This window comes from Geobacillus sp. CAMR5420 (assembly GCF_000691465.1).
In the GTDB taxonomy this organism is placed as follows: domain Bacteria; phylum Bacillota; class Bacilli; order Bacillales; family Anoxybacillaceae; genus Geobacillus; species Geobacillus thermoleovorans.
Genome location: NZ_JHUS01000049.1, coordinates 1 through 19189, shown reverse-complemented (window position 1 = coordinate 19189; position 19189 = coordinate 1). Strand labels below are relative to the sequence as shown.

Sequence of the window (19189 nt, the reverse complement as noted above, 5' to 3'; positions counted from 1 at the left end):
GATGAGATTTCCCACCGCGCAAAGCGGGTAAGATCCCTCGAAGATGACGAGGTCGATAGGTCCGAGGTGGAAGCGTGGCGACACGTGGAGCTGACGGATACTAATCGATCGAGGGCTTAACCTAGCAAGAAAAGTGGAGGCCGCCCGCTTATCGGCGAGGTGCGCTGGAGGGCCTGCGAGGAGGCTGTCGCCCGCCGCAGCAGGACCGAAGCGTCGCGAGCCGATGGCGGCCGGAACTAGACAGCGAAAAGCGCAGGCGAGCGGATCGCCCCGGCTTCTTCCCAAAACGGTTATCTAGTTTTGAAGGAATGAACTTCCTTCACCATTACAACGCGGAAGTAGTTCAGTGGTAGAACACCACCTTGCCAAGGTGGGGGTCGCGGGTTCGAGTCCCGTCTTCCGCTTCCCAATATGCGCTCGTAGCTCAATTGGATAGAGCATCTGACTACGGATCAGAAGGTTAGGGGTTCGAATCCTCTCGAGCGCGTTTCATTATCTTTAAAAAAGATATTGACAAAAAAACGATTTGCCATTATATTTTTATTGCAATCGTTTTTACGACAAGTTCACTGATATGGATTATGCGGGTGTAGTTTAATGGTAAAACCTCAGCTTCCCAAGCTGAAGTCGTGGGTTCGATTCCCATCACCCGCTTTCCTTTATTTTATCGTGAATATTGTGGAGTATGCTCTGTTGATGATGCTCCAGCAACTTGGCAGGATCGAGCAACGAGCAATAGCTTCTTTGGAACAACTATGAGTTGCCCCGACGCATCGGGCTTCTTCGAGTAAGCTTGTAGAGGAAGGGGCAGCGGAAATAATGAGAGTGTCGTGATTGCTATGTCCCAGTAGCTCAGAAGGATCGAGCAACGAGCAAAGGCTTCTATGAAACAGCTGCGAGTTGTCCCGACGCATCAAGCTTCCTTGAGTAGGCTTGTAGAGGAAGGGACAGCGAGGATATTGGAGTTTCCTAATGGATTGTGTCCCAGTAGCTCAGTAGGATAGAGCAGCGGCCTTCTAAGCCGTCGGTCGGGAGTTCGAGTCTCTCCTGGGACGCCATTTCCATACAAAAAGAACGCGCAAAAGGCGCTGGAACGAAGTTCCCTGATCGCTAAGTCTATGTGCGAGAGGGGAATTTTTTATTTGGCTAGGGGGCAGACAGCAAGGGATATGGGAGTGTTCTATTGATGATGTTCCAGTAGCTCAGAAGGATCGAGCAACGAGCAAAGGCTTCTATGAAAAGGCTGCGAGTTGCCCCGACGCATCGGGCTTCTTCGAGTAAGCTTGTAGAGGAAGGGGCACCGGCCCTAAGCCGTCGGTCGGGAGTTCGAGTCTCTCCTGGGACGCCATTTCCATACAAAAAGAACGCGCAAAAGGCGCTGGAACGAAGTTCTCCGATCGCCAGGAAAGAAGATTGATTCCATGTGCGAGAGGGGAATTTTTTATTTGGCTAGGGAGCAGACAACAAGGGATATGGGAGTGTTCTATTGATGATGTTCCAGTAGCTCAGGAGGATAGAGCAACGAGCAAAGGCTTCTATGAAACAGCTGCGAGTTGCCCCGACGCATCAAGCTTCCTTGAGTAGGCTTGTAGAGGAAGGGACAGCGAGGATATTGGAGTTTCCTAATGGATTGTGTCCCAGTAGTTAAAACGGTTACGTGCTTTTTTATTTTCCCTCGTCTTTTTAGCATTTGTAGACGTAAAAGAACAAAGTGGTTCGTGGGCGTAACCACCATTGAAAGTTCCTTTGGTTGGCCTCATCGCCTATTGGGTCGAATTTTGTCTCGCAAATGAAAACAAATTGAAACGTTCATGGCGGCGAAAGTTTGTTAAAATGTATAGGATAGAAATAAAATTCGAAAACGTGCCATACAATGAACATGCATGGCAAATATACGAGTCAGGTGATCGACATGGGGTTTGAACAGCAACTTGTTCATAAAACATTTTATGAGACGCTTGTCGAGACGGGGGAACGCGACGTTGTCCGCGCGCTTGGCGAGATGTTTTTCGCGGCGCATCGGGATGGCGCGGATTTGTCGTCGATTCGCTTTGCCCAAGGGGAAGTGTATTTCCACTGCCACGACTATGAAGCGGCCATTTTTAAATGGGAACAAGTCCAGCGCGATGATTTGCGCCCTTGGGCGCAAAAAAACATCGCCGACAGCTGCTATGAGCTTGGCCGTCTCGAGCTGGCCGAGGAGCTGTACCGTTCGATTGAGACGGACAGCGAAACGTTGCAGGCAGAAATCATGTTGCGTCTGTTTTCGCTCTACCGTGAGCTGGGGGAAAATGCGAAAGCGGATGATATGATTAAGCGCGGGGTGTCGCGGTATCCGGATTATCCGAATATGACCGAATGGGCGCGCGCCTTTTTCGAGGAGCAAGGTGATTGGGAAAGCGCCGTTGAGCTTGCGTTAGGAGAGACGTTGCGGACATCGGCGCGCCGTTGGGTCGACATCTTGATCGGTTATGTGGAACAAGGGCATGCGAGAGTGATGGCGCCTGAGCGGTTTTCACGCTGCCTGGCGCTGCTGTATGAAACGGATCGGGTGAAATTTGAGCGGCTCGTGCAGGCGCTATGGAACGGGTATCGAGATGGCGACCTTTATTTTTCGTGGCTGGCGGAGTGGAATCGTCTCTATGAGGAATTAGAGATCCGCCGCGACTATGACTGGAAGAGAATCCCTGTTCTTTTAGCGGATGCGTATGCGGGATTGATGAAAGGTCCGTACCGATTAAAAGAGTTGGTGGAAGTGGCGCCGCCGCTTGTGAAAAGCTGGATGAGTTTAGCCGACGGTCCGGAGGCAGCGGCAGCGGCGGCTGCCTTGTTGGCGTGGAGCGAGAAATTTCCTGAGGCGTTTCAAGAAGAGACGATCAACGACGCCGCTAAGCGGCTCGTTCATGCGAAACGGCCCGTTCGGGAGACGGGTGTGTCGCTGTTTGACGAAATAGCCGATTGGGCGGAAGAACAGCGGGCGGGTTCGCACTTCCGCTTCCGCTGGGTCGTGCGGCAGTTGTCCGATTCGCGGACGCATTGCGTTTTGGTCGCTGGAGCGTCGCGCCATGAACGGTTGGCGTTTTTGCGGACGTTGGTCGGCGAGGCGGCGTTGGCGGCGCCATCTGCGCCGGTGCTGGCATGGAGAAACGGCGGGGAGCTGGAAGTGGCGAAAATCAGCGATGATCAGTTTACCGTTTTCTCGAGCATTGATGAATTTCAACAGGCGGCGGGAGGACGCGCCAACCGATTTCCTGATGATGTTGTCATTGAATGTGCGGCTCCGTTCTCACTCGTGCCGCAAGGGATTGTCTTGCTGGATATCGGGCCGCTCGGCGGGCGCGCTTCATTCGACCATGAAGCGTTCGTATCGTTTTCGCTCGCTGACAGCATTCTTTTTCTTCTCAACGGCGAGGATCCGCTTTCCAGCGCTGATGAGCAGCTGTTGCTGCGGCTTCATGAGCGGGCGCCGCATGCGCCGATGTACGTGCTGCTTCCTCCGGGCGACGGGATGGTGGATGAAGAGGAGACGGCGCGAATGGTGGAGGAAGTGGAAGCGCACGTTCGTACGATCGTTCCGGAAGCCCGTGTCATCGTCTATTCCCCGCATGCGCCAAACCGCAAGCAGCAGCAAGCCCTCATCGGCTTGCTGGAGGAGATGCGCCGATGCGTGTCTTCTGTCCGCCGCGAGGAAGCGATTTTAACGACGACCGGCCGGTTCATCGCTCATTTGTTCCGGCAGCGGGCCGAGGCGGAAAGTCGATTGGCGGAGCTGGTCGTATGGAAAAAAGAAATGGCGGCCAAACTGAGCGGCGCCATTCATCAGCTTGGCGACCTGCAAGAGGAGAAAACGGCCAAAGTGGCCAAGTCGTTCCACACCGTCTTGGCGGACATGCGGGGTGAGCTGACAAAGGCGATTCCCGATCTGTTGCGCAACATGGCGGAGCTGGTGGGCGAAAACAGCGATTTTTCCCGCTTGCCTCTTGAGCTGAACGACAAAGCGAATGAACGGCTTCGCGCTTATCTCAACGAAGAGGTATTGCCAAAGTTGCGAGTTGCTATGGAACAGTGGATTGCAGCGGCGGAGGACGAATTCAATGAATGCCAGGTGTTTTTGCATGAAATGAGCGAAGGGTTTAACGCCATGTTTGGCGAAGAGCGGCTTATGCTCGAATGCGATTTTCGCATTGTGGCTGACTGGCGGCGTGACATCAGCCGGTTGACGAGCGGGGCGCAAATCGAGAAGCTGAACATTTTCCTCCGCCGGACGCCGGGTCAGCTGCTGTTGAAAGGAGCGGGCAAACTGCTCGGCGCCTTCGCGCAAAATAAGGCGATGCTGGCGCAAAAATATAAGCAGCTGATCGAAACGCAAGATTACATCGATGTGGCCGAAACGGCCGCTCGGCAGCTGCTGTTGCCGTTTGAATGGTTTGCGAAGTCGATTGAGCGCGACGTCACCCAGTTTTTCCAAGCGCCAGCGACGATGCTGCGGGAAACGCTAGAGCGGCTGGAGCTTGAAATTGCCGCCCAAGAAGGGGAATTGAAGCAGATGCGCACGAATCCCGAAGCGTATCGCGACCCGCTTGTCCTCTTTGGCATCCGTTTGCGGCAATGCGAACAGCTGGCGCAGGCGGCTGCGGCGACGATTCACGTGTAACCATCGGCTGATTGCCGGTGTTGGGCGGGCTCAAACGGACTTTTCACCGCAGGGCCTGCGTATGTGATCCGTTTGACGAAAAAAGAACGAAAACTGCGCCAAAACGGCCATCCCCCGGTCGATGCGAGGGAAATATGGAAAAAGGCTGTTGACAAAAGGGGCTCGCCCCGCTTTTGGCAACAGCCTTGTTTTCTTGCCCGAGCAACTGTGGAATGGAGGGTTATTGCAGCTCAAACGCCCAGTTGCCGCTGCGGAAAATCGGCTCGCGCTTCCCGTCTTTCGTCACGCCGTCAATGTTCAGATCAGCTGAGCCGATCATAAAGTCGACGTGGACGAGGCTGTCATTGACGCCGCGGCGGTCAAGCTCCTCTTTGGAAAGAGAGGCGCCGTTTTCGATATTGGTCGGATACGCCTTGCCGAGCGCCAAATGGCAAGCGGCGTTTTCATCAAACAGCGTGTTGTAAAAAATGAGATTGGACAGCGACACCGGCGATTGGTGCGGCACGAGGGCGACTTCCCCGAGGCGGCGCGCGCCGTCATCGGTGTCAAGCAAGTGCTTAAGCGTCTCATATCCTTGTTCGGCGCTGAAGTCGACGACTTGACCGTCTTTGAACGTGAGCGTAAACCGATCGATCACGTTGCCGTTGTAATTGAGCGGCTTCGTGTTGCGCACTGTGCCGTTGACGCCGTCTTTATGCGGCATGGTAAACACTTCTTCGGTCGGAATGTTCGGATTGAAGCGCACGCCGCTTTGACTCGTCGCCGCGCCGCCGTGCCAGACGTGCCCGTCGACGAGCTCGACTGTGAGATTGGTGCCTGGCGCTTCATAAACGAGTTGTTTGTATTGCTTGTTGTTTAAGTAATCGACGATGCGAGCGAGCCGGTCGTTATGTTCGCGCCAGGCAGCGATCGGATCGTCATGATCGATGCGGGTGATGCGGAAAATCGCTTCCCATAATTTGTCGATGGCTTCTTCATCGCGCAGATCGCCAAATACTTTTTGCGCCCACGCCGGTGTGGGGACGGAAATGAGCGACCAGCAGTTCCGGTCGGCCATAATGGCGCTCCGATAGTTGGCGAGCGCTTGCGCCGCTGTTTTATTGGCGGTCGCGATCCGCTTTGGATCGACGTCTTTTAACAAGTCCGGATTCGGGGCGTAAATGGATAAAAAGGCCGCGCCTTGTTCGGCGAGTTCTTCCATCGCTCTTGCCCGCCACATCGGATATTCGGAAAACGCTTCCTCTGGGGCGTGGTGAAATTTAATGTATGTAAGCGCCTCGTCGTTCCACTCGACATACACATGCTTTGCCCCGGTTTCGTACGCCGTTTTGGCGATTTTGCGGACGAGCGGCGCCGCTTCGAGCGGGGCGTTGACGAACAGCGTCTGCCCGGGCTGAATGTTCACCCCGACTTTCACCGTCAGTTCGGCGTATTTGTCCAATTCCTTCTCCCAACGGTTCATCTTGTTCACTCCTTTTTTTGGATTCATCTCCACTTTATTATAATTCCCACCGCCTCGCAACTTAGGGAGCTTTACATGTGGACGCTGTCCGGACGAGAGCGAAACGTTCCGATGTAGGACGCGCCTCATGTTGGAATAACAGGATGGGTTGACACATATGTAAAGAGTAAAGAAGGTTCCATGGTGAAGAGCAACAAACTTCGTTGTCACCGGCACTATCGTCGCAGCCTGATGATAGTGCCATTTTTATGAAAAGGGGGTGGAATGGCGAAGCAAAAAGAGAGGGACGGACTGGCAGATCAAGTGTGCGCCTGCGCAAAACCATACAAACAGGGAGGAACAGCGATGAATGGCATCATCTTGGCGGAACTCGTGCTGTATTGTCTTGTGATGGCGGCGCTTGGCTATTGGTATGGGAAAAAGGAGATGAGCCATTCCGATTTTTTGCTTGGCGGAAAAAAACTCCCCGGCTGGGCGCTCGCGTTTTCCGAGCGGGCGACAGGCGAATCGGCATGGCTGCTGCTTGGCTACACGGGTTTTGTGTTTGCAAGCGGCCTTTCTGCCATTTGGGTGGCCGTCGGCATTATCATCGGCATTGTGTGCGCCTGGCTCTTTTTGGCGGACCGTTTCCGTCAAGAAGCGGAGCGACATGGAGCGCTGACCTTGCCCGGCTATTTAGCGAAACGGTTCGGCGCCCACGGGCAAACGATTTTATGGCTTTCGACCGTCCTTATTTTTAGCTTTATGATGTTTTACTTCAGCGCGCAAATTGCGGGAGCGGGCAAGACGTTGTTTGCCGTGTTTCATATCGACCCAGCGCTTGGCATGGTCATCAGCGCGGCGATTGTCATCCTTTTGTCGTACACTGGTGGGTTTGTCAGCGTCGTCTGGACGGATATGATTCAAAGTGTGCTCATGTTGGCCACGCTCGTCATTTTGCCCATTGCGGCGCTCGTGGAAATTTATAGCGGCGGGTTGTCGATCAGTGAAGCGCTTCAGCATGCGAAACCGGGCCTCGACTCATGGACGGGGGGAGTGACCGGTGTGGCGCTTGGGCTATTGTTGTTTAACAATTTTGCCTGGTTTTTCGGCTATCTAGGCGGCCAGCCGCAGCTGAGCGTCCGCTTTATGGCTCTAAAAGACGCCCGTGAGGCGAAAACGGCGAAGACGGTCGCCATCGTTTGGACGCTGCTGGCGTATGGTGGTGCGTTTTTGATCGGCCTTGCGGCGATTGCGCTTTATCAAAATCAGCCTTTCGCCGATGTTGAGACGGTGTTGCCGCACATGGCGCTCGATTTATTGCCGCCGTGGCTCGCGGGAGTGCTTTTGTCGGGCATTTTGGCCGCCATCGTGACAACGGCCGATTCACAGCTGCTGGTGATCACGAGCGCCATCAGCGAAGACATTGCGCGCCGTTCTTTGCGCCTTCGCCTGTCGGAAAAACAGCTTGTCGCGCTTTCTCGGGCGGTGGTGGTCGTTGCCGGGCTGCTTGGCTTGGTGTTGGCGATGACATCCGAGTCGCTTGTGTATTTTATTGTCAGCTGGGCATGGGCAGGGATCGGCTGCACGTTGTCGCCGGCGATTTTGCTCTCTTTCTTCTGGAAGCGGTATTCCGGCATCGGCGTCATCGCGACGATTGTGGCCGGTTTTGTCAGCACGGTCATTTGGATTTCCTCTCCGCTTGAGGCCATCGTTAGCTCGCGGTTTGCGACATTTGCCATTGCGCTGGCGGCCGGGGTGCTGTTTAGCCTGTTGTTCCCTGACCGGCAGCGGACGATGTAACCGATAACGTCAGTACATGAACATGAGGGTGTCCCGAAAGAAGCGGGGCACCCTTTCTGATTGTTGCGTATCTGCACTGAACGCTTGACGATATCTCGCTTCTTTTGAGAAAAGGAGGGTGTTTATGCCAGCCCTGTGCTGTGTTTGTGGCCGTTTTGCCAACGTTGTTCGCTGTCCAAAAACCGCCGCACCATTTGGGTGCATGCTTCCCGGTCGCGGCGATGGTAAAAGGTCGTCGCAAACCGGACCGGATCGCCGAAGAAAAACGGTTCGTACAGCGTCTAGCGCATCCCGAAGGCGCTCATCGCCAGATCTCAGGCGAAGCGGAACAGCTGCACCCGCTGTTGTCGGCCGGAAGCATCGTTACCTGCAAATACCGATCCAAATCCGGGCGGAGCGGAGAGGAGAAATCCGCTTCCGTTGGCAGGCAAACAAGCCCGCTGGCGCCAAGCAACTGAACGATGTCGACAAAACGCGGGTATAACCGCGGATACAAAAACGCGGCGGCGTAAAGCGAGTTAGGATCGGGCACTATGGTGCCGCGCCGGTCCGGTTTCGCTTGGAGCCCGGCAGCGAGAAATGACCGTTGTATGCGCGCCCAGAAAAAGGAAGGAGGTTCATCCACGAGCGGGACAGGCGATTTCCATCCGGTTGCGCCCGTTTTGTTTGGCTCGATAAAGCGCCTGATCGGCAAGGGAAAGAACGGTTTCCGCGCTCTCGTTTGGTTGCGGGACGGCGACGGCGGCTCCGACGCTGACTGTGACGACACAAGCAGCGGGCGAGGAACCGTGCGGAATGGCGAGCCGCTCGACGTTTGCCCGTATGGCCTCAGCGGCAGCCGCTGCTTCGGACGGCGAAGTGTGCGGCAAAATAACGGCAAATTCCTCCCCCCCATAGCGCGCTGCCGTCCCGCCGTATTGCTCTGCTGTTTGCTTCAGCGACAAGGCGACTTTGCGCAAACAGTCGTCTCCGCATTGATGGCCGTACGTGTCGTTGAACCGTTTGAACGCATCGATGTCGACCATCATGACAGCAAACGACGCTTTGTGCCGCTTTGCGCGTTCCCATTCGCGGGCGAGGCGCTCATCGAATGAACGGCGGTTGGGGATGCCGGTCAATCTGTCAAGCGACAGCATATGCTGGAGTAAATCGTTCGCCTTTTTCAGCTGCTCTTCCGCCTCTTTGCGCAGCGTAATATCGCGGACGACGGCGATCAAGCCTTTGCAGCCGTCCAGCTTGCGCACCGTCGTCTCAAGCTAGCTGTACGTTCCGTCTTTTTTGCGAAAGCGAAAACAAAACGTTAGAATACGAAATGCATCATCCGTTTCCATCGGGAGCGGCGGCAACTCGTCATGTTCGTCCGGTTCAATCCATTCCAAGACGGAGCGGCCGATCAGCTCCTCTTGCTCGTAACCAAGGACGTAGCGGCAAGCCGGTGAAACGTAGGTGAGCGCCCCGTCTTGAGAGATTGTCGCGATCACATCTGAGGAGTTTTCCGTGATAAACCGGTATTGCTCTTCCCGCTGTTGCAGTTCGTGCTCGATCGCTTTCCGTTCGCTAATATCAGAAAACAAGGCGACATAGTTGACAATGCGTCCCGCTTCGTTTTTGACCGCATTAATATGGAGCCATTGTGGATAGATGGTTCCATCCTTTTTCCGATTCCAAATTTCCCCTTGCCATTGTCCCGTTTCGAGCAATGATTGCCATAACCGGGCGTAAAATGGTTTCCCGTGTTTCCCCGATTGCCAGAGACGCGGTGTTTTTCCGAGCACATCGTCTTTGCTGTAGCCGGTGATCGTCGTAAACGCCCGATTGACAAAAAGAATGCGGGCGTCGGCATCAGTCACCATAATCCCTTGGCTCGTATGTTCGACAATTTGCTCGTACAAGTGATCCATTTGTCTTAGTAGCATGTTCTTTCTTTTCCCCTCCATTGAATCGTTCCTTTTCTCTAAAAATTAACATTGTTTATTTTATTTTCCGGTATGAGAGGCAAGACGCCAATCCTTTTTCCTGTGAGGAAAGGCCTACTGCGATGAAACGAATCTTGCATTCATCATTCCGTCATAACTTTTTGAAGATATTGTGAAATAGTGAGCAACTCTGCGCCGCCAGGCGAAAAAACGATTAAGATAAAAGTGTAAGGAACATCTTCCAAAACGAAAGGGGAGAAACACGATGGTTGTCAAATGGATGCGCGAACACGTCACGGCATCGGTGTTGATGGTCGTATTCCGCTTGTATTTAGGATATGAATGGATGACGGCAGGGTGGGAAAAAATCACGCAAGGGTTTGACGCCACCGGATTTTTAAAAGGAGCGTTGGCGAAAGCCGCGGGCGAACACCCGGCCGTGCAAAGCTGGTGGGCGGCGTTTATCGAACACGTGGCGTTGCCGAATGTCGGATTGTTCAACGTTCTTGTGCCATGGGGTGAATTTCTCGTCGGGATCGCGCTCATTCTCGGATTGTTTACGACGTTTGCCGCCCTCATGGGAGCTGTTATGAACTTCGCCTTCATGTTCTCAGGCACGACGAGCACGAACCCGCAAATGGTGCTTCTTACCGTCTTTCTCCTCGTCGCCGGAGCCAATGCGGGACGCTGCGGTTTGGACCGTTGGGTGCTGCCATATCTCCGCCATTGGTGGATAAATAAAACGCATCGTCCACACCGTCCGGCTACGGCGCATCAATGACCGTCACCAAGCCGCATGCGCTGCTTCAGGCTTCCTCCTTTTCCGAACGGCCGCTCCTTCTCCAACGTGGAAGGGGGTGGTCGTTTGCCGCGTCGGATAAAATGATTGGCTGTTCGAGAAAGGAATTTGGCGAATGACGGCGAAATGATATGCATATGGATGAAGCAGGAGACATGAACAAGTATTTGAAAGCGTTTTCTGCAAGGTAACATACTAACCGTTCAGTATTTTTTATAAGGGATGGTGAAACGAATGAATGAAACACGCCCATACTGGCCGAGCGGGCTGCCGAAGGAACTCCGCTATGAGCTCGGCGAACAGCCGCTCTATGGCTATTTGCGCCATCGCGGCGAACGCGAGGAAAACGAGCCGGCGTACATTTTCTATAACAAGGTGATCACGTGGGGAACCTTGCTCGATCACGTTCACCGTTTTGCCCGCTATTTGCGGGAAAAAGGGGTGGAAAAAGGAAAGGTGGCGCCGTCTGAGTTGATCGAATGGGCGAAAGCGCATATGGCGGCGTTCAAATATCCGCGCTATATCGAGTTCATCGATGAACTGCCGGCGACGCCGTCAGGCAAAGTATTGCGAAAGCTGCTTCCGAGGGAATAACATCGCGGCGGGGTTTTGGCGCGGGCCGCCCCGCCTTTTTCTGGAAAAGGGGGATCACGGTGGACAATTTGCGGCAATTAACAGACGAATTGATGGTGAAAAAAGCGAGCGGCTGCTCGCCGCTTGGCCGACGGGGGTTTAATGGAAGTTAATGGGGAATCCCCCTCCGCCAGTGGCGGAGGGGGTGGCGCTGGGCTGTTTCTCTTTCATCGAGGGGCAGCGGTCGGATGCCGCATGTGAGAGGTGAAAAGTCGAAAAATACATTGACAATCCAATGGAAATGGAATATTCTTTAATTAGAAAGATGTCTAAATATCGAATGTTTTTGTCCGTATTTAGATAATTTCCTAAATGTCTAACTATAGACCGGCATGAAAAATCGTTTGCATGTGCCGCGTACGAAGCTGTGATAAACGAAAGATGCCCCTTTAGCGGTTCATCCAACGAAAACTCGTTTGCAAGGTGGGATCGCCATTGTCATTCAACGAAGCGTTTAAAGCGATCGCCGACCCGACGCGCCGGAAAATTTTATCCTTGTTGCGGAACGGGGAGTTGACAGCAGGGGAGATCGCTTCGCATTTTGATATGCAAAAACCGAGCGTCTCGCATCACTTGAAAATTCTCAAACAGGCTGATTTGGTGCAAGACCGGCGTGAGGGACAGCATATCTACTACTCTCTGAACACGACGGTGTTTCAAGATTTGCTGTGCTGGTTTTACGATTTTGTCGAAAGGGGAGAGAAACATGTGGAAGAGTAATCGGCTTGCGATCATGCTTACAGTTTTCGCCTATGTCATCAGTCTGGCTGCCATTCCTTATTTGCCGGATCAAGTGGCCATTCACTGGAACGCAGCGGGTGAAGCCGACGGCTTCAGCAACAAATGGTTGGGTGCCTTCCTTCCCCCCTTATTGATGACACTTCTCATCATGTTGATGGGAGTGTTGCCGAAGTTTGACCCGAAAAAAGAAAGTTACGGCCGTTTTCAAAAAAGCTATCGCATTGTCAACGCGGCGCTCGCCTTCTTTTTCTTGCTCCTGCATATCGCAACATTGGCGTACAATCTCGGAGTTCCGGTCGATGTTGGACGGCTTGTGCCGATTGGTGTCGGAGTGCTGTTCATCGTGTTGGGAAACTACATGCCGAAAATCAAACCGAATTATTTTATCGGCATCCGCACGCCGTGGACGTTGGAAAGCGAGGCCGTTTGGAACAAAACGCACCGCCTTGGCGGCAAGGTGTTTATCGCGATGGGGATTTTGTCGATGCTCACCGCGTTTTGGCGCGGGGAGATGAGGGCTGTTTTGTTTCTCGTCATCATCGTTGTCGGCAATTTGTATCTCATCGTTCAATCGTTTCTTTATGAGCAGCAAGAACAGCGCAACCGTTCATAAATAAGCGGCAGGGGGGAGAGGGACGTGGGAATGATCGGTGCGGCGGTGCAGCTTGCCATTTCACTGCTTGTTCCTGTTGGTCTCGCATGGTACGGGAGAAAAAAAGGATGGCTTTCATGGAAAGCGCTCGGCGTCGGGGCTGTTGTGTTTCTCGTTTTCTCACAAGTATTGGAAAAAGCGCTGCACATCGCTGTGCTCGAACCGGGCCGGCCAGCGTTAAAAGGAACAGACAGCGTTTGGCTCTTTGTCCTGTACGCCGCGCTCGCCGCTGGCGTGTTTGAAGAACTTGGCCGCTATGTCGGGTTCCGTTGGCTGCTAAAGCAACATCGCGGATATGGCGATGGTTTATCATTCGGGCTTGGGCACGGCGGGACGGAAGCGGTATTGCTCGGGGCGGTTGGCGCGGTCAATGTCATCGTGCTTGCGAGCTTGATTCAATCCGGATCATTCGACAAAACGATCGCCCCATCGCTTCCGGCAGGACAGGCGGAGCTGATCAAGGAGCAAGTGTTGCACACGCCGTTGGCGATGTACGTGTTAGGCGGCTTGGAACGGCTGTTTGCGCTTACAGTGCACGTGGCGCTGTCGCTCCTCGTTTTGTTTGGGGTGCGGGAGAAGCAATTCCGCTATGTCCTGTACGCCATTTTGATCCATGCGGCGATGGACGTGATGCCGGCGCTTTACCAAGCGAAAGTGGTCACGAACGTTTGGGCGGTCGAAGCGGTGCTGCTTGTTTGGGTGCTCGCCGCTGTTTCGTTCATCCGCCGCATACAACCGGCATTCGAACAGGGAGGGGAAAACCGATGATTCGTGTCAAACGGCTTGACCATGTGCAAATTTGCATTCCGTTTGGCGCCGAAGACGAAGCGCGCGCCTTTTACACCGGTGTGCTTGGTTTTCAAGAAATCGAAAAGCCGGCATCGCTGAAAGGAAACGGTGGGCTTTGGTACAAAGTCGGCGATATCGAGCTCCATATCGGGGCGGAACAACGCGACGGCTACAACAGCAAAAGCCACCCCGCTTTCGAAGTGGAAGATGTGGAAGCGGCGCGCCGTTATTTGGAAGAGCACGGCGTCGCGACGCAAGACGAAAAACCGATCCCAGGAGTGAAGCGCTTTTCATTTCGCGATCCGTTCCGCAATCGGATCGAGCTGTTGGAAAAAATAAGGTAAAATAGTGTTTGAGGCGAGAATGCTCTCTTTCCCCTTCGCTATCGTAAACCCGTCTCATTCGGGGCATGCTAGGGATGAAGGAGGGGAGGGCGATGAAACGGAAACCGGACAACCAACGCGCCGGGCATCCGGCCCGCGCCGCCGACACACGGACGGCAGGCCGGACAGCGATGAAGGAACAAACGGTGCAAGAGGCCTACAAGCAGCGGGAAGAGCTGACGGCCGATTCAATCAAAAAGCGGGAGAAAGGACGCGTCCTTTCTCTCGCTTTTTTCGTTACGAATGCTCCTCTAAGCTTGCGACCGGCACGCTTTGCTTTTGATTTGGGTTGTCAAGCGGGTGAATCGTGGCTACGCCTTTTTGCTGGTCGACATGCTCAATGTAAATGCGCTGGCCGTTGTACGTGACGTTTGCCATCACCGGCGACGACGCGATTTCTTGCGCCCGACGGACATCCATCTGAAACACCTCCTTATTTGCCGATAACACGCATAGTATGACAGGTGTGCGATTGAACTATGCATGTGGCCGAGATCGGAAAGAATAATTTCCAAAACAATGTGCTAAATAATCAATCAACAAAACCGACCATCTTTTCCTAGCCGATTCACACGTTTTAATGTAAACTATTTTTTATAAATAGTTTACATATAAGGGGGATAGGGATGAAAACCGAACTGACCGTCAAACTGCACGAATGGGAACAAAAAGCGCAAAAACGCCAGCTGCGCCGGGCAGAGGCTTCAGGCGCTACGGTCATCCTGAACGGAAAGCCGATGTTGAATTTAGCGTCCAATAATTATTTAAGGTTGGCGGATGATAGGCGGCTGATTGAGGCGGGCTGTGAGGCGATGCGAACCTACGGGGCTGGAGCGGGCGCGTCGCGGCTCGTCGTCGGCAATCATCCGCTCTATGAGCGGGCGGAAGCCGCGTTGAAACAGTGGAAAAAAGCAGAGGCGGCTCTTATTTTCAACAGCGGCTACACGGCCAACATCGGCGTGTTGACAGCTTTAATTGGCCGAGATGATCTTGTCTTTAGCGATAAGTTGAACCATGCGAGTTTAATTGATGGCATCCGCTTGAGCAAAGCCGCTTGTTTCCGCTATCGTCATAACGACATGAATCAGCTGGAGTCATTGTTGAAGCAATCTCCGCCCGGTAAGCGGAAATGGATCGTCACCGATGCCGTTTTCAGCATGGACGGCGATTGGGCGCCGCTACCGGAGCTTGTCGAGTTGAAACGGCGCTACCGCGCGATATTGATTGTCGACGAAGCGCACAGCGGCGGTGTGTTCGGACCGAACGGCGAAGGGCTGCTTCACCATTTCGGGCTTGAGAAGGAAGAGGATGTGCTCGCCATCGGCACCTTCAGCAAAGCGCTCGGCAGCTTCGGCGCGTATGTAACAGGAGAGCCGTGGCTGATTGAGTATTTGATCAACAGCGCCCGCAGCTTCATTTTTACGACCGCCTTGCCGCCATCGGTCCTTGCCGCCAATGAAGCGGCTATTCATATCGTTCAATCCGAGCCGGAGCGGCGCCAGCGGCTGCACGCCTTAAGCGAACAGTTCCGCACGAAACTGAAACAGCTTGGGTTTGACACCGGCGGCAGCGAGACGCCGATCGTTCCGGTGATCGTCGGCCCGAACGACCGGGCGGTGGCCATGAGCGGGCTGCTGCAGGAAGCAGGCATTGCAGCCGTCGCCATCCGGCCGCCGACCGTCCCTGAGGGAACGGCGCGCATTCGCTTTTCCATCACCGCCGCGATGACGGAAGAAGACATTGATATGGCCGTTGACTGCATCACTTTGGCGGGGAAGCGGATTGGACTGATTTCGTAGGAGGAAACAGCATCATAATGATGGAACTGATGGAACGCGGGGGAAGAAAAACAAAAAACCAGCCGGACGTTTTTTCGGCTGGTTTCCTTCGATCGGGATGACAGGATTTGAACCTGCGACCCCACGCACCCCATGCGTGTGCTCTACCAAGCTGAGCTACATCCCGAAATGGATGGTGAGACATTTTCGATTATACAAGAAAAGCAGGACAAAATCAATGGCGAATTTTGCGTTGAGTTGGAAAAGGATGCCGTTGAAAGACTAGCGGCATCCTTGTTGCTGACAAGTCTGTTTTTTTCTGTTTTCATGCTCCTTTGAACGTATCTTCCTCTGTCTGTCCGCCCCTGCTTTTGCGACAGAGAATTCGCCATTGATTATACGACAAAGCATGCAAGATGTCCCGCTAAAGAACTCGTGATTGGAAACGAGTTGTTCAGCAGAGACTCTTTTTAAGTTGAGGAACTTTGCAAAATCGACTCGACTTCCGCCACAAAAACCGCCGATAGGCCGAAAAGAATGGTTTTCCCCGTCTTCTACACGCCTTGGAAAACGAGCGCGGTGTCAATCGTTCCGATCACAGAATCGAACGTTTCTCCGCAGGCGATGATCATCTCGGCGTATCGATCATGTTCGAGTGTGCACTGACGGATCGTTTTGTTGTATGGGTCAACGATCCAGTATTCCTCCACTCCGTAGGCGCAGTACAAATCTTTTTTCAGCGTCACATCGATTTTGTAGGTTGACGGGCTGACAACTTCGATGACAATGAGCGGCCGCCCCTTATAGCCGCCGATGATTTTTTCCGGCCGTTCGCAATAGACAGCGACATCCGGCTGGATAAACTCGTTCATCACGTTTCCGTTCTTTTCGAGTTTCACGGATAAGTTGGAAATCGGTTGACATGGGCTTTTTCCTTTGATCATGGAAACAAGATTGTCGCAAACGATTTGATGTTCCCATGACGGGGACGGGGACATGTTGATGGCTTCTTGCATGCTCCTCACCTCTTTTTCATTTCTTTTTCATTATACTTGAAACCGGTCTCCCTTGCCTACAACGGGTTGTTGAGAAAAAGAAAACGCTAGGTTGCCAGGCGGTATTCAAGTATACTAAAAAGAAAAGAGGAAAGGAGGCCGTTTTCATGCCAGCGCCGGAAAAAGGGCAGCCGTTTACTTATGCGCAATATATGATGCTTGACGAAGATGTACGCTATGAGGTCATTGACGGCCAAGTCTTCAACATGTCTCCCGCTCCAACGCCGAAACATCAGGCTGTGCAGCGTGAATTGCTGGTGGAATTTGCGGCCTATTTGCGTGGAAAAACATGCACCGTATTTGGCGCTCTGATCGATGTTTGTTTGGCGGATCGGGATGATCCGGAACAAATTCGCGAATGGATTGAGCCAGATCTTGTCGTTGTCTGCGACAAAAGCAAAATTCGCGAAAAACGAATTGTTGGCGTGCCGGATCTCGTTGTGGAGATTATTTCAAAATCGACGGTGCGCAAGGATAAAATCGTCAAATTTCACCGTTACGAGCGGGCAGGGGTGAAAGAATATTGGATTGTCGATCCGATGAATGAGACGATTGATGTCTATGTGCTGGAAGAAGGGAGATTCCGCCATCAAGGAATGTACGTCCGCGATGATACGATTCCTGTCCGCATGTTTCCCGGATTTGCGATCGAATTGAAAAACGTGTTTCCTGAAGAAGAATAAGAAAAACAGTTGCAGCAGGCCTATATAGATGCAATTTAAAGCTTTAACATTTTTCGTTTTTACCGGTCATTTCATCCGACTGTCGAGTGACCGAACAACACCGCTTCCAGACCCATGAATGGGTCTGGAAGCGAGTCGTTGTTCGGTCTTCCGTCACGCCTTAGCGTGACGGAGGCAAGCCATAGGCTTGCCTTCGACAGTCAAAAATGGATGAGCCACTTTTCCGTCAAGGATATGTTAAACGATTTCGTTGCATCTATATAGGTTGCTGCCTTGAGGGGAGTGGGGCGGTTTTTTGCCGGCGGTCCGCTTGGCGAGGGCAAAGCGCCCCCGTCGGAAACCGCCGCTGTTTGAATCGTTTGGGCATAGAAACGGAAAAAATAGGCGATACTAACCATCGGTGATGCTTGTGTACAACCAAGAAGAACTGGTCCGCTTTGTCGAAGAAGCGAAGCTGTACGCCCGCTACGGCAAAGTGGCCGATTACATCCCCGCCTTGGGCAAGGCCGATCCGAACGAGCTGTCCATTGCGATCTACACGCCGGATGGGCGGGTCGTGGATGCTGGCGATGTGACAGTCAAGGTGACGCTGCAAAGCATTTCCAAAATTATTGCGCTCGCCCTTGTGCTCATCGACCGGGGCGAGGATGAGGTGTTCCATAAAGTCGGCATGGAGCCGACGGATTATCCGTTTCATTCCATTGCCAAATTAGAGGAAAAGCCTGCCAAGCCGCTGAATCCGATGATTAACGCCGGCGCGCTTGTCGTCACGTCGATGATTCAAGGCGGCTCGGTGTCCGAACGGTTGGAACGGCTGTTAGCGTTCGTCCGCCGTCTCGCTGGCAACGAACGCATCTCGTACTCCGACGAAGTGGCCCGCTCCGAATTTGAAACAGCGTTTTTAAATCGTTCGCTTTGCTATTTTCTAAAGCAGCACGGGATGATTGACGAAGATGTCGAAGAGCTGATGGAATTGTACACGAAACAGTGCGCCATCGAAATGACCTGCATTGATTTGGCGCGCATCGGCTTGGTGCTCGCGCTTGACGGACGCGATCCGCATTCGAGTGAGCCGCTCATGCCGCTTGATGTCGCCCGCATTTGCAAAACATTTATGGTCACGTGCGGCATGTACAACGCATCCGGCGAATTTGCCATCAAAGTCGGCATCCCGGCGAAAAGCGGCGTTTCAGGCGGCATTCTCGCCGCCGTGCCCGGGCGGTACGGCATCGGCGTTTTCGGCCCGGCTCTCGATGATAAAGGGAACAGCGTGACCGGGGTGAAACTGCTCGAGCGGCTGTCAAAAACGTATTCATTAAGCATTTTCTAAGGAGGAAATCACGATGAAAACATTTACGGTCCAGTTTCACCGCGAAGACGACGTCGAAGCGATGAACGTCGGCAAGTTGAGCCAAGAGGATTTTGACAAGGCGACCGAAGGCGGGACGCGGCATTTGTTTGACCTTGACACCAATATCGGCTATTTCGTCTTTTTCGACGCTGAGGACAACGAAGGCAACGTATCGTATTTAATGCTTCAATATGAAGAAGACAACGAAGACCCGAGCGCGTGCTACAGCTTTGAGCTGAAAGACTTTTACGAATTTATGGCGCTTTACTTAAACGACCTTGAATTCGCCGACGAAGAAGAAATGGCGGAAGATGGCGAAGAGGAATACGGCCCGATTCACCATTTAGCCCATTTGCTTTATCATATCGTCGAGGAAGGGAAGACGGTGGAAGTGTGAGGGAACGGTCCTGGACGGGAGAGTCCAGGATTTTTTGTTGATATGGCAGTCCGTGGCCAAATAATGGTGGATTAAACTGAGCGGCAGCGGAATATTTGTGAACTACCCCCACTT

The 19189-nt window shown here is 53.2% G+C and carries 18 protein-coding genes, 5 tRNA genes, 1 rRNA gene and 1 pseudogene; 18 read left to right on the top strand and 7 right to left on the bottom strand.

Annotated features, from left to right (window positions below; translation table 11 throughout):
• The 6 genes from DI44_RS06255 to DI44_RS06280 all read left to right on the top strand — a co-directional run.
• Positions 1–124, top strand: a 23S ribosomal RNA gene (locus DI44_RS06255); the annotation flags it as partial.
• Between the two features lie 208 nt (positions 125–332).
• Positions 333–404: transfer RNA gene (locus DI44_RS06260), tRNA-Gly, on the top strand.
• Positions 405–413: 9 nt separating this feature from the next.
• Positions 414–487 (top strand) — tRNA-Arg (locus tag DI44_RS06265).
• A gap of 96 nt (positions 488–583) precedes the next feature.
• Positions 584–654 (top strand) — tRNA-Gly (locus tag DI44_RS06270).
• A gap of 327 nt (positions 655–981) precedes the next feature.
• Positions 982–1058, top strand: a tRNA-Arg gene (locus DI44_RS06275).
• A gap of 815 nt (positions 1059–1873) precedes the next feature.
• Positions 1874–4654 carry a GTP-binding protein gene (locus tag DI44_RS06280; RefSeq protein WP_033025706.1) on the top strand — a complete coding sequence of 927 codons (2781 nt, stop codon included), beginning with the start codon at positions 1874–1876 and terminating at the stop codon, positions 4652–4654.
• 220 nt (positions 4655–4874) lie between these two features.
• Here the strand turns inward: DI44_RS06280 and DI44_RS06285 are convergent, their stop codons facing one another.
• Positions 4875–6116 carry an aminopeptidase gene (locus DI44_RS06285; protein ID WP_033025705.1) on the bottom strand — a complete coding sequence of 414 codons (1242 nt, stop codon included), beginning with the start codon at positions 6114–6116 and terminating at the stop codon, positions 4875–4877.
• 345 nt (positions 6117–6461) lie between these two features.
• On the opposite strand from DI44_RS06285, the gene DI44_RS06290 reads away from it, so the two are divergent.
• Positions 6462–7898 carry a sodium/proline symporter gene (locus tag DI44_RS06290; RefSeq protein WP_033025708.1) on the top strand — a complete coding sequence of 479 codons (1437 nt, stop codon included), beginning with the start codon at positions 6462–6464 and terminating at the stop codon, positions 7896–7898.
• A gap of 301 nt (positions 7899–8199) precedes the next feature.
• Here DI44_RS06290 and DI44_RS19480 read toward each other — a convergent pair whose 3' ends face one another.
• The 3 genes from DI44_RS19480 to DI44_RS0117190 all read right to left on the bottom strand — a co-directional run bounded on the left by DI44_RS19480 (position 8200) and on the right by DI44_RS0117190 (position 9814).
• A complete protein-coding gene (locus DI44_RS19480) occupies positions 8200–8430 on the bottom strand; it encodes a 4-hydroxyphenylacetate 3-hydroxylase C-terminal domain-containing protein (RefSeq protein WP_241766392.1) in 231 nt (76 codons plus the stop codon).
• 85 nt (positions 8431–8515) lie between these two features.
• Positions 8516–9142: a diguanylate cyclase gene (locus DI44_RS0117195; protein WP_050483847.1), complete on the bottom strand. Its 627-nt coding sequence runs from the start codon at positions 9140–9142 to the stop codon at positions 8516–8518.
• A 12-nt stretch (positions 9143–9154) separates the two neighbouring features.
• Entirely contained in the window at positions 9155–9814 is a 660-nt protein-coding gene (locus DI44_RS0117190; protein WP_198527199.1) for a PAS domain S-box protein, read from the bottom strand.
• Between the two features lie 265 nt (positions 9815–10079).
• Between DI44_RS0117190 and DI44_RS06300 the strand changes: the two genes are divergently transcribed.
• The 7 genes and pseudogenes from DI44_RS06300 (at position 10080) to DI44_RS06325 (ending at position 13772) form a co-directional block, all read left to right on the top strand.
• Entirely contained in the window at positions 10080–10595 is a 516-nt protein-coding gene (locus DI44_RS06300; RefSeq protein WP_033025699.1) for a DoxX family protein, read from the top strand.
• A gap of 252 nt (positions 10596–10847) precedes the next feature.
• Positions 10848–11066: pseudogene (locus DI44_RS19745) on the top strand (AMP-dependent synthetase); the annotation flags it as partial.
• The gene (locus DI44_RS19740) at positions 11055–11207 is read left to right on the top strand and encodes a hypothetical protein (protein WP_347229975.1); all 153 of its coding nucleotides are present in this window, start codon (positions 11055–11057) and stop codon (positions 11205–11207) included. The pseudogene DI44_RS19745 and the gene DI44_RS19740, both read left to right, overlap by 12 nt.
• A 474-nt stretch (positions 11208–11681) precedes the next feature.
• A complete protein-coding gene (locus DI44_RS06310; RefSeq protein ID WP_033025696.1) occupies positions 11682–11966 on the top strand; it encodes an autorepressor SdpR family transcription factor in 285 nt (94 codons plus the stop codon).
• Complete coding sequence (locus tag DI44_RS06315; RefSeq protein ID WP_015375227.1) at positions 11953–12600, top strand: SdpI family protein; 648 nt, start codon at positions 11953–11955, stop codon at positions 12598–12600. The genes DI44_RS06310 and DI44_RS06315 overlap by 14 nt, the downstream gene beginning before the upstream one ends.
• Before the next feature lie 24 nt (positions 12601–12624).
• A complete protein-coding gene (locus tag DI44_RS06320; RefSeq protein WP_033025695.1) occupies positions 12625–13407 on the top strand; it encodes a YhfC family intramembrane metalloprotease in 783 nt (260 codons plus the stop codon).
• On the top strand, positions 13404–13772 hold the full coding sequence (locus DI44_RS06325; RefSeq protein ID WP_015375225.1) for a VOC family protein: 369 nt from the start codon (positions 13404–13406) through the stop codon (positions 13770–13772). Before DI44_RS06320 ends, DI44_RS06325 begins: the two co-directional genes overlap by 4 nt.
• 276 nt (positions 13773–14048) lie before the next feature.
• Here DI44_RS06325 and DI44_RS06330 read toward each other — a convergent pair whose 3' ends face one another.
• On the bottom strand, positions 14049–14231 hold the full coding sequence (locus DI44_RS06330) for a small acid-soluble spore protein H (protein ID WP_011231614.1): 183 nt from the start codon (positions 14229–14231) through the stop codon (positions 14049–14051).
• 206 nt (positions 14232–14437) lie between these two features.
• Here DI44_RS06330 and bioF point away from each other — a divergent pair, with 206 nt between their 5' ends.
• Positions 14438–15610, top strand: coding sequence for an 8-amino-7-oxononanoate synthase (bioF, locus tag DI44_RS06335; protein WP_033025694.1), 1173 nt, complete (start codon positions 14438–14440; stop codon positions 15608–15610).
• A gap of 92 nt (positions 15611–15702) precedes the next feature.
• Here the strand turns inward: bioF and DI44_RS06340 are convergent.
• Together DI44_RS06340 and DI44_RS06345 are read right to left on the bottom strand one after the other, a co-directional pair.
• Positions 15703–15776: transfer RNA gene (locus DI44_RS06340), tRNA-Pro, on the bottom strand.
• A 367-nt stretch (positions 15777–16143) separates the two neighbouring features.
• On the bottom strand, positions 16144–16605 hold the full coding sequence (locus DI44_RS06345) for a Uma2 family endonuclease (protein ID WP_033025693.1): 462 nt from the start codon (positions 16603–16605) through the stop codon (positions 16144–16146).
• Positions 16606–16751: 146 nt separating this feature from the next.
• Between DI44_RS06345 and DI44_RS06350 the strand changes: the two genes are divergently transcribed.
• From DI44_RS06350 to DI44_RS06360, 3 genes are all read left to right on the top strand, one after another.
• The gene (locus DI44_RS06350; RefSeq protein WP_033025692.1) at positions 16752–17327 is read left to right on the top strand and encodes a Uma2 family endonuclease; all 576 of its coding nucleotides are present in this window, start codon (positions 16752–16754) and stop codon (positions 17325–17327) included.
• A 403-nt stretch (positions 17328–17730) separates the two neighbouring features.
• Positions 17731–18657, top strand: coding sequence for a glutaminase A (gene glsA, locus DI44_RS06355; RefSeq protein WP_033025691.1), 927 nt, complete (start codon positions 17731–17733; stop codon positions 18655–18657).
• Positions 18658–18670: 13 nt separating this feature from the next.
• A complete protein-coding gene (locus DI44_RS06360; RefSeq protein WP_033025689.1) occupies positions 18671–19075 on the top strand; it encodes a hypothetical protein in 405 nt (134 codons plus the stop codon).
• Positions 19076–19189 lie beyond the last annotated feature (114 nt).

Excerpts from the sequence above, each read along its gene's own strand:
- DI44_RS06280 (WP_033025706.1), top strand. The coding sequence starts at position 1,874 with ATGAACATGCATGGCAAATATACGAGTCAGGTGATCGACATGGGGTTT.
- DI44_RS06285 (WP_033025705.1), bottom strand. The coding sequence starts at position 6,116 with ATGAACCGTTGGGAGAAGGAATTGGACAAATACGCCGAACTGACGGTG.
- DI44_RS06290 (WP_033025708.1), top strand. The coding sequence starts at position 6,462 with ATGAATGGCATCATCTTGGCGGAACTCGTGCTGTATTGTCTTGTGATG.
- DI44_RS0117190 (WP_198527199.1), bottom strand. The coding sequence starts at position 9,814 with ATGCTACTAAGACAAATGGATCACTTGTACGAGCAAATTGTCGAACAT.
- DI44_RS06300 (WP_033025699.1), top strand. The coding sequence starts at position 10,080 with ATGGTTGTCAAATGGATGCGCGAACACGTCACGGCATCGGTGTTGATG.
- DI44_RS06315 (WP_015375227.1), top strand. The coding sequence starts at position 11,953 with ATGTGGAAGAGTAATCGGCTTGCGATCATGCTTACAGTTTTCGCCTAT.
- DI44_RS06325 (WP_015375225.1), top strand. The coding sequence starts at position 13,404 with ATGATTCGTGTCAAACGGCTTGACCATGTGCAAATTTGCATTCCGTTT.
- DI44_RS06330 (WP_011231614.1), bottom strand. The coding sequence starts at position 14,231 with ATGGATGTCCGTCGGGCGCAAGAAATCGCGTCGTCGCCGGTGATGGCA.
- bioF (WP_033025694.1), top strand. The coding sequence starts at position 14,438 with ATGAAAACCGAACTGACCGTCAAACTGCACGAATGGGAACAAAAAGCG.
- DI44_RS06345 (WP_033025693.1), bottom strand. The coding sequence starts at position 16,605 with ATGCAAGAAGCCATCAACATGTCCCCGTCCCCGTCATGGGAACATCAA.
- DI44_RS06350 (WP_033025692.1), top strand. The coding sequence starts at position 16,752 with ATGCCAGCGCCGGAAAAAGGGCAGCCGTTTACTTATGCGCAATATATG.
- glsA (WP_033025691.1), top strand. The coding sequence starts at position 17,731 with ATGCTTGTGTACAACCAAGAAGAACTGGTCCGCTTTGTCGAAGAAGCG.
- DI44_RS06360 (WP_033025689.1), top strand. The coding sequence starts at position 18,671 with ATGAAAACATTTACGGTCCAGTTTCACCGCGAAGACGACGTCGAAGCG.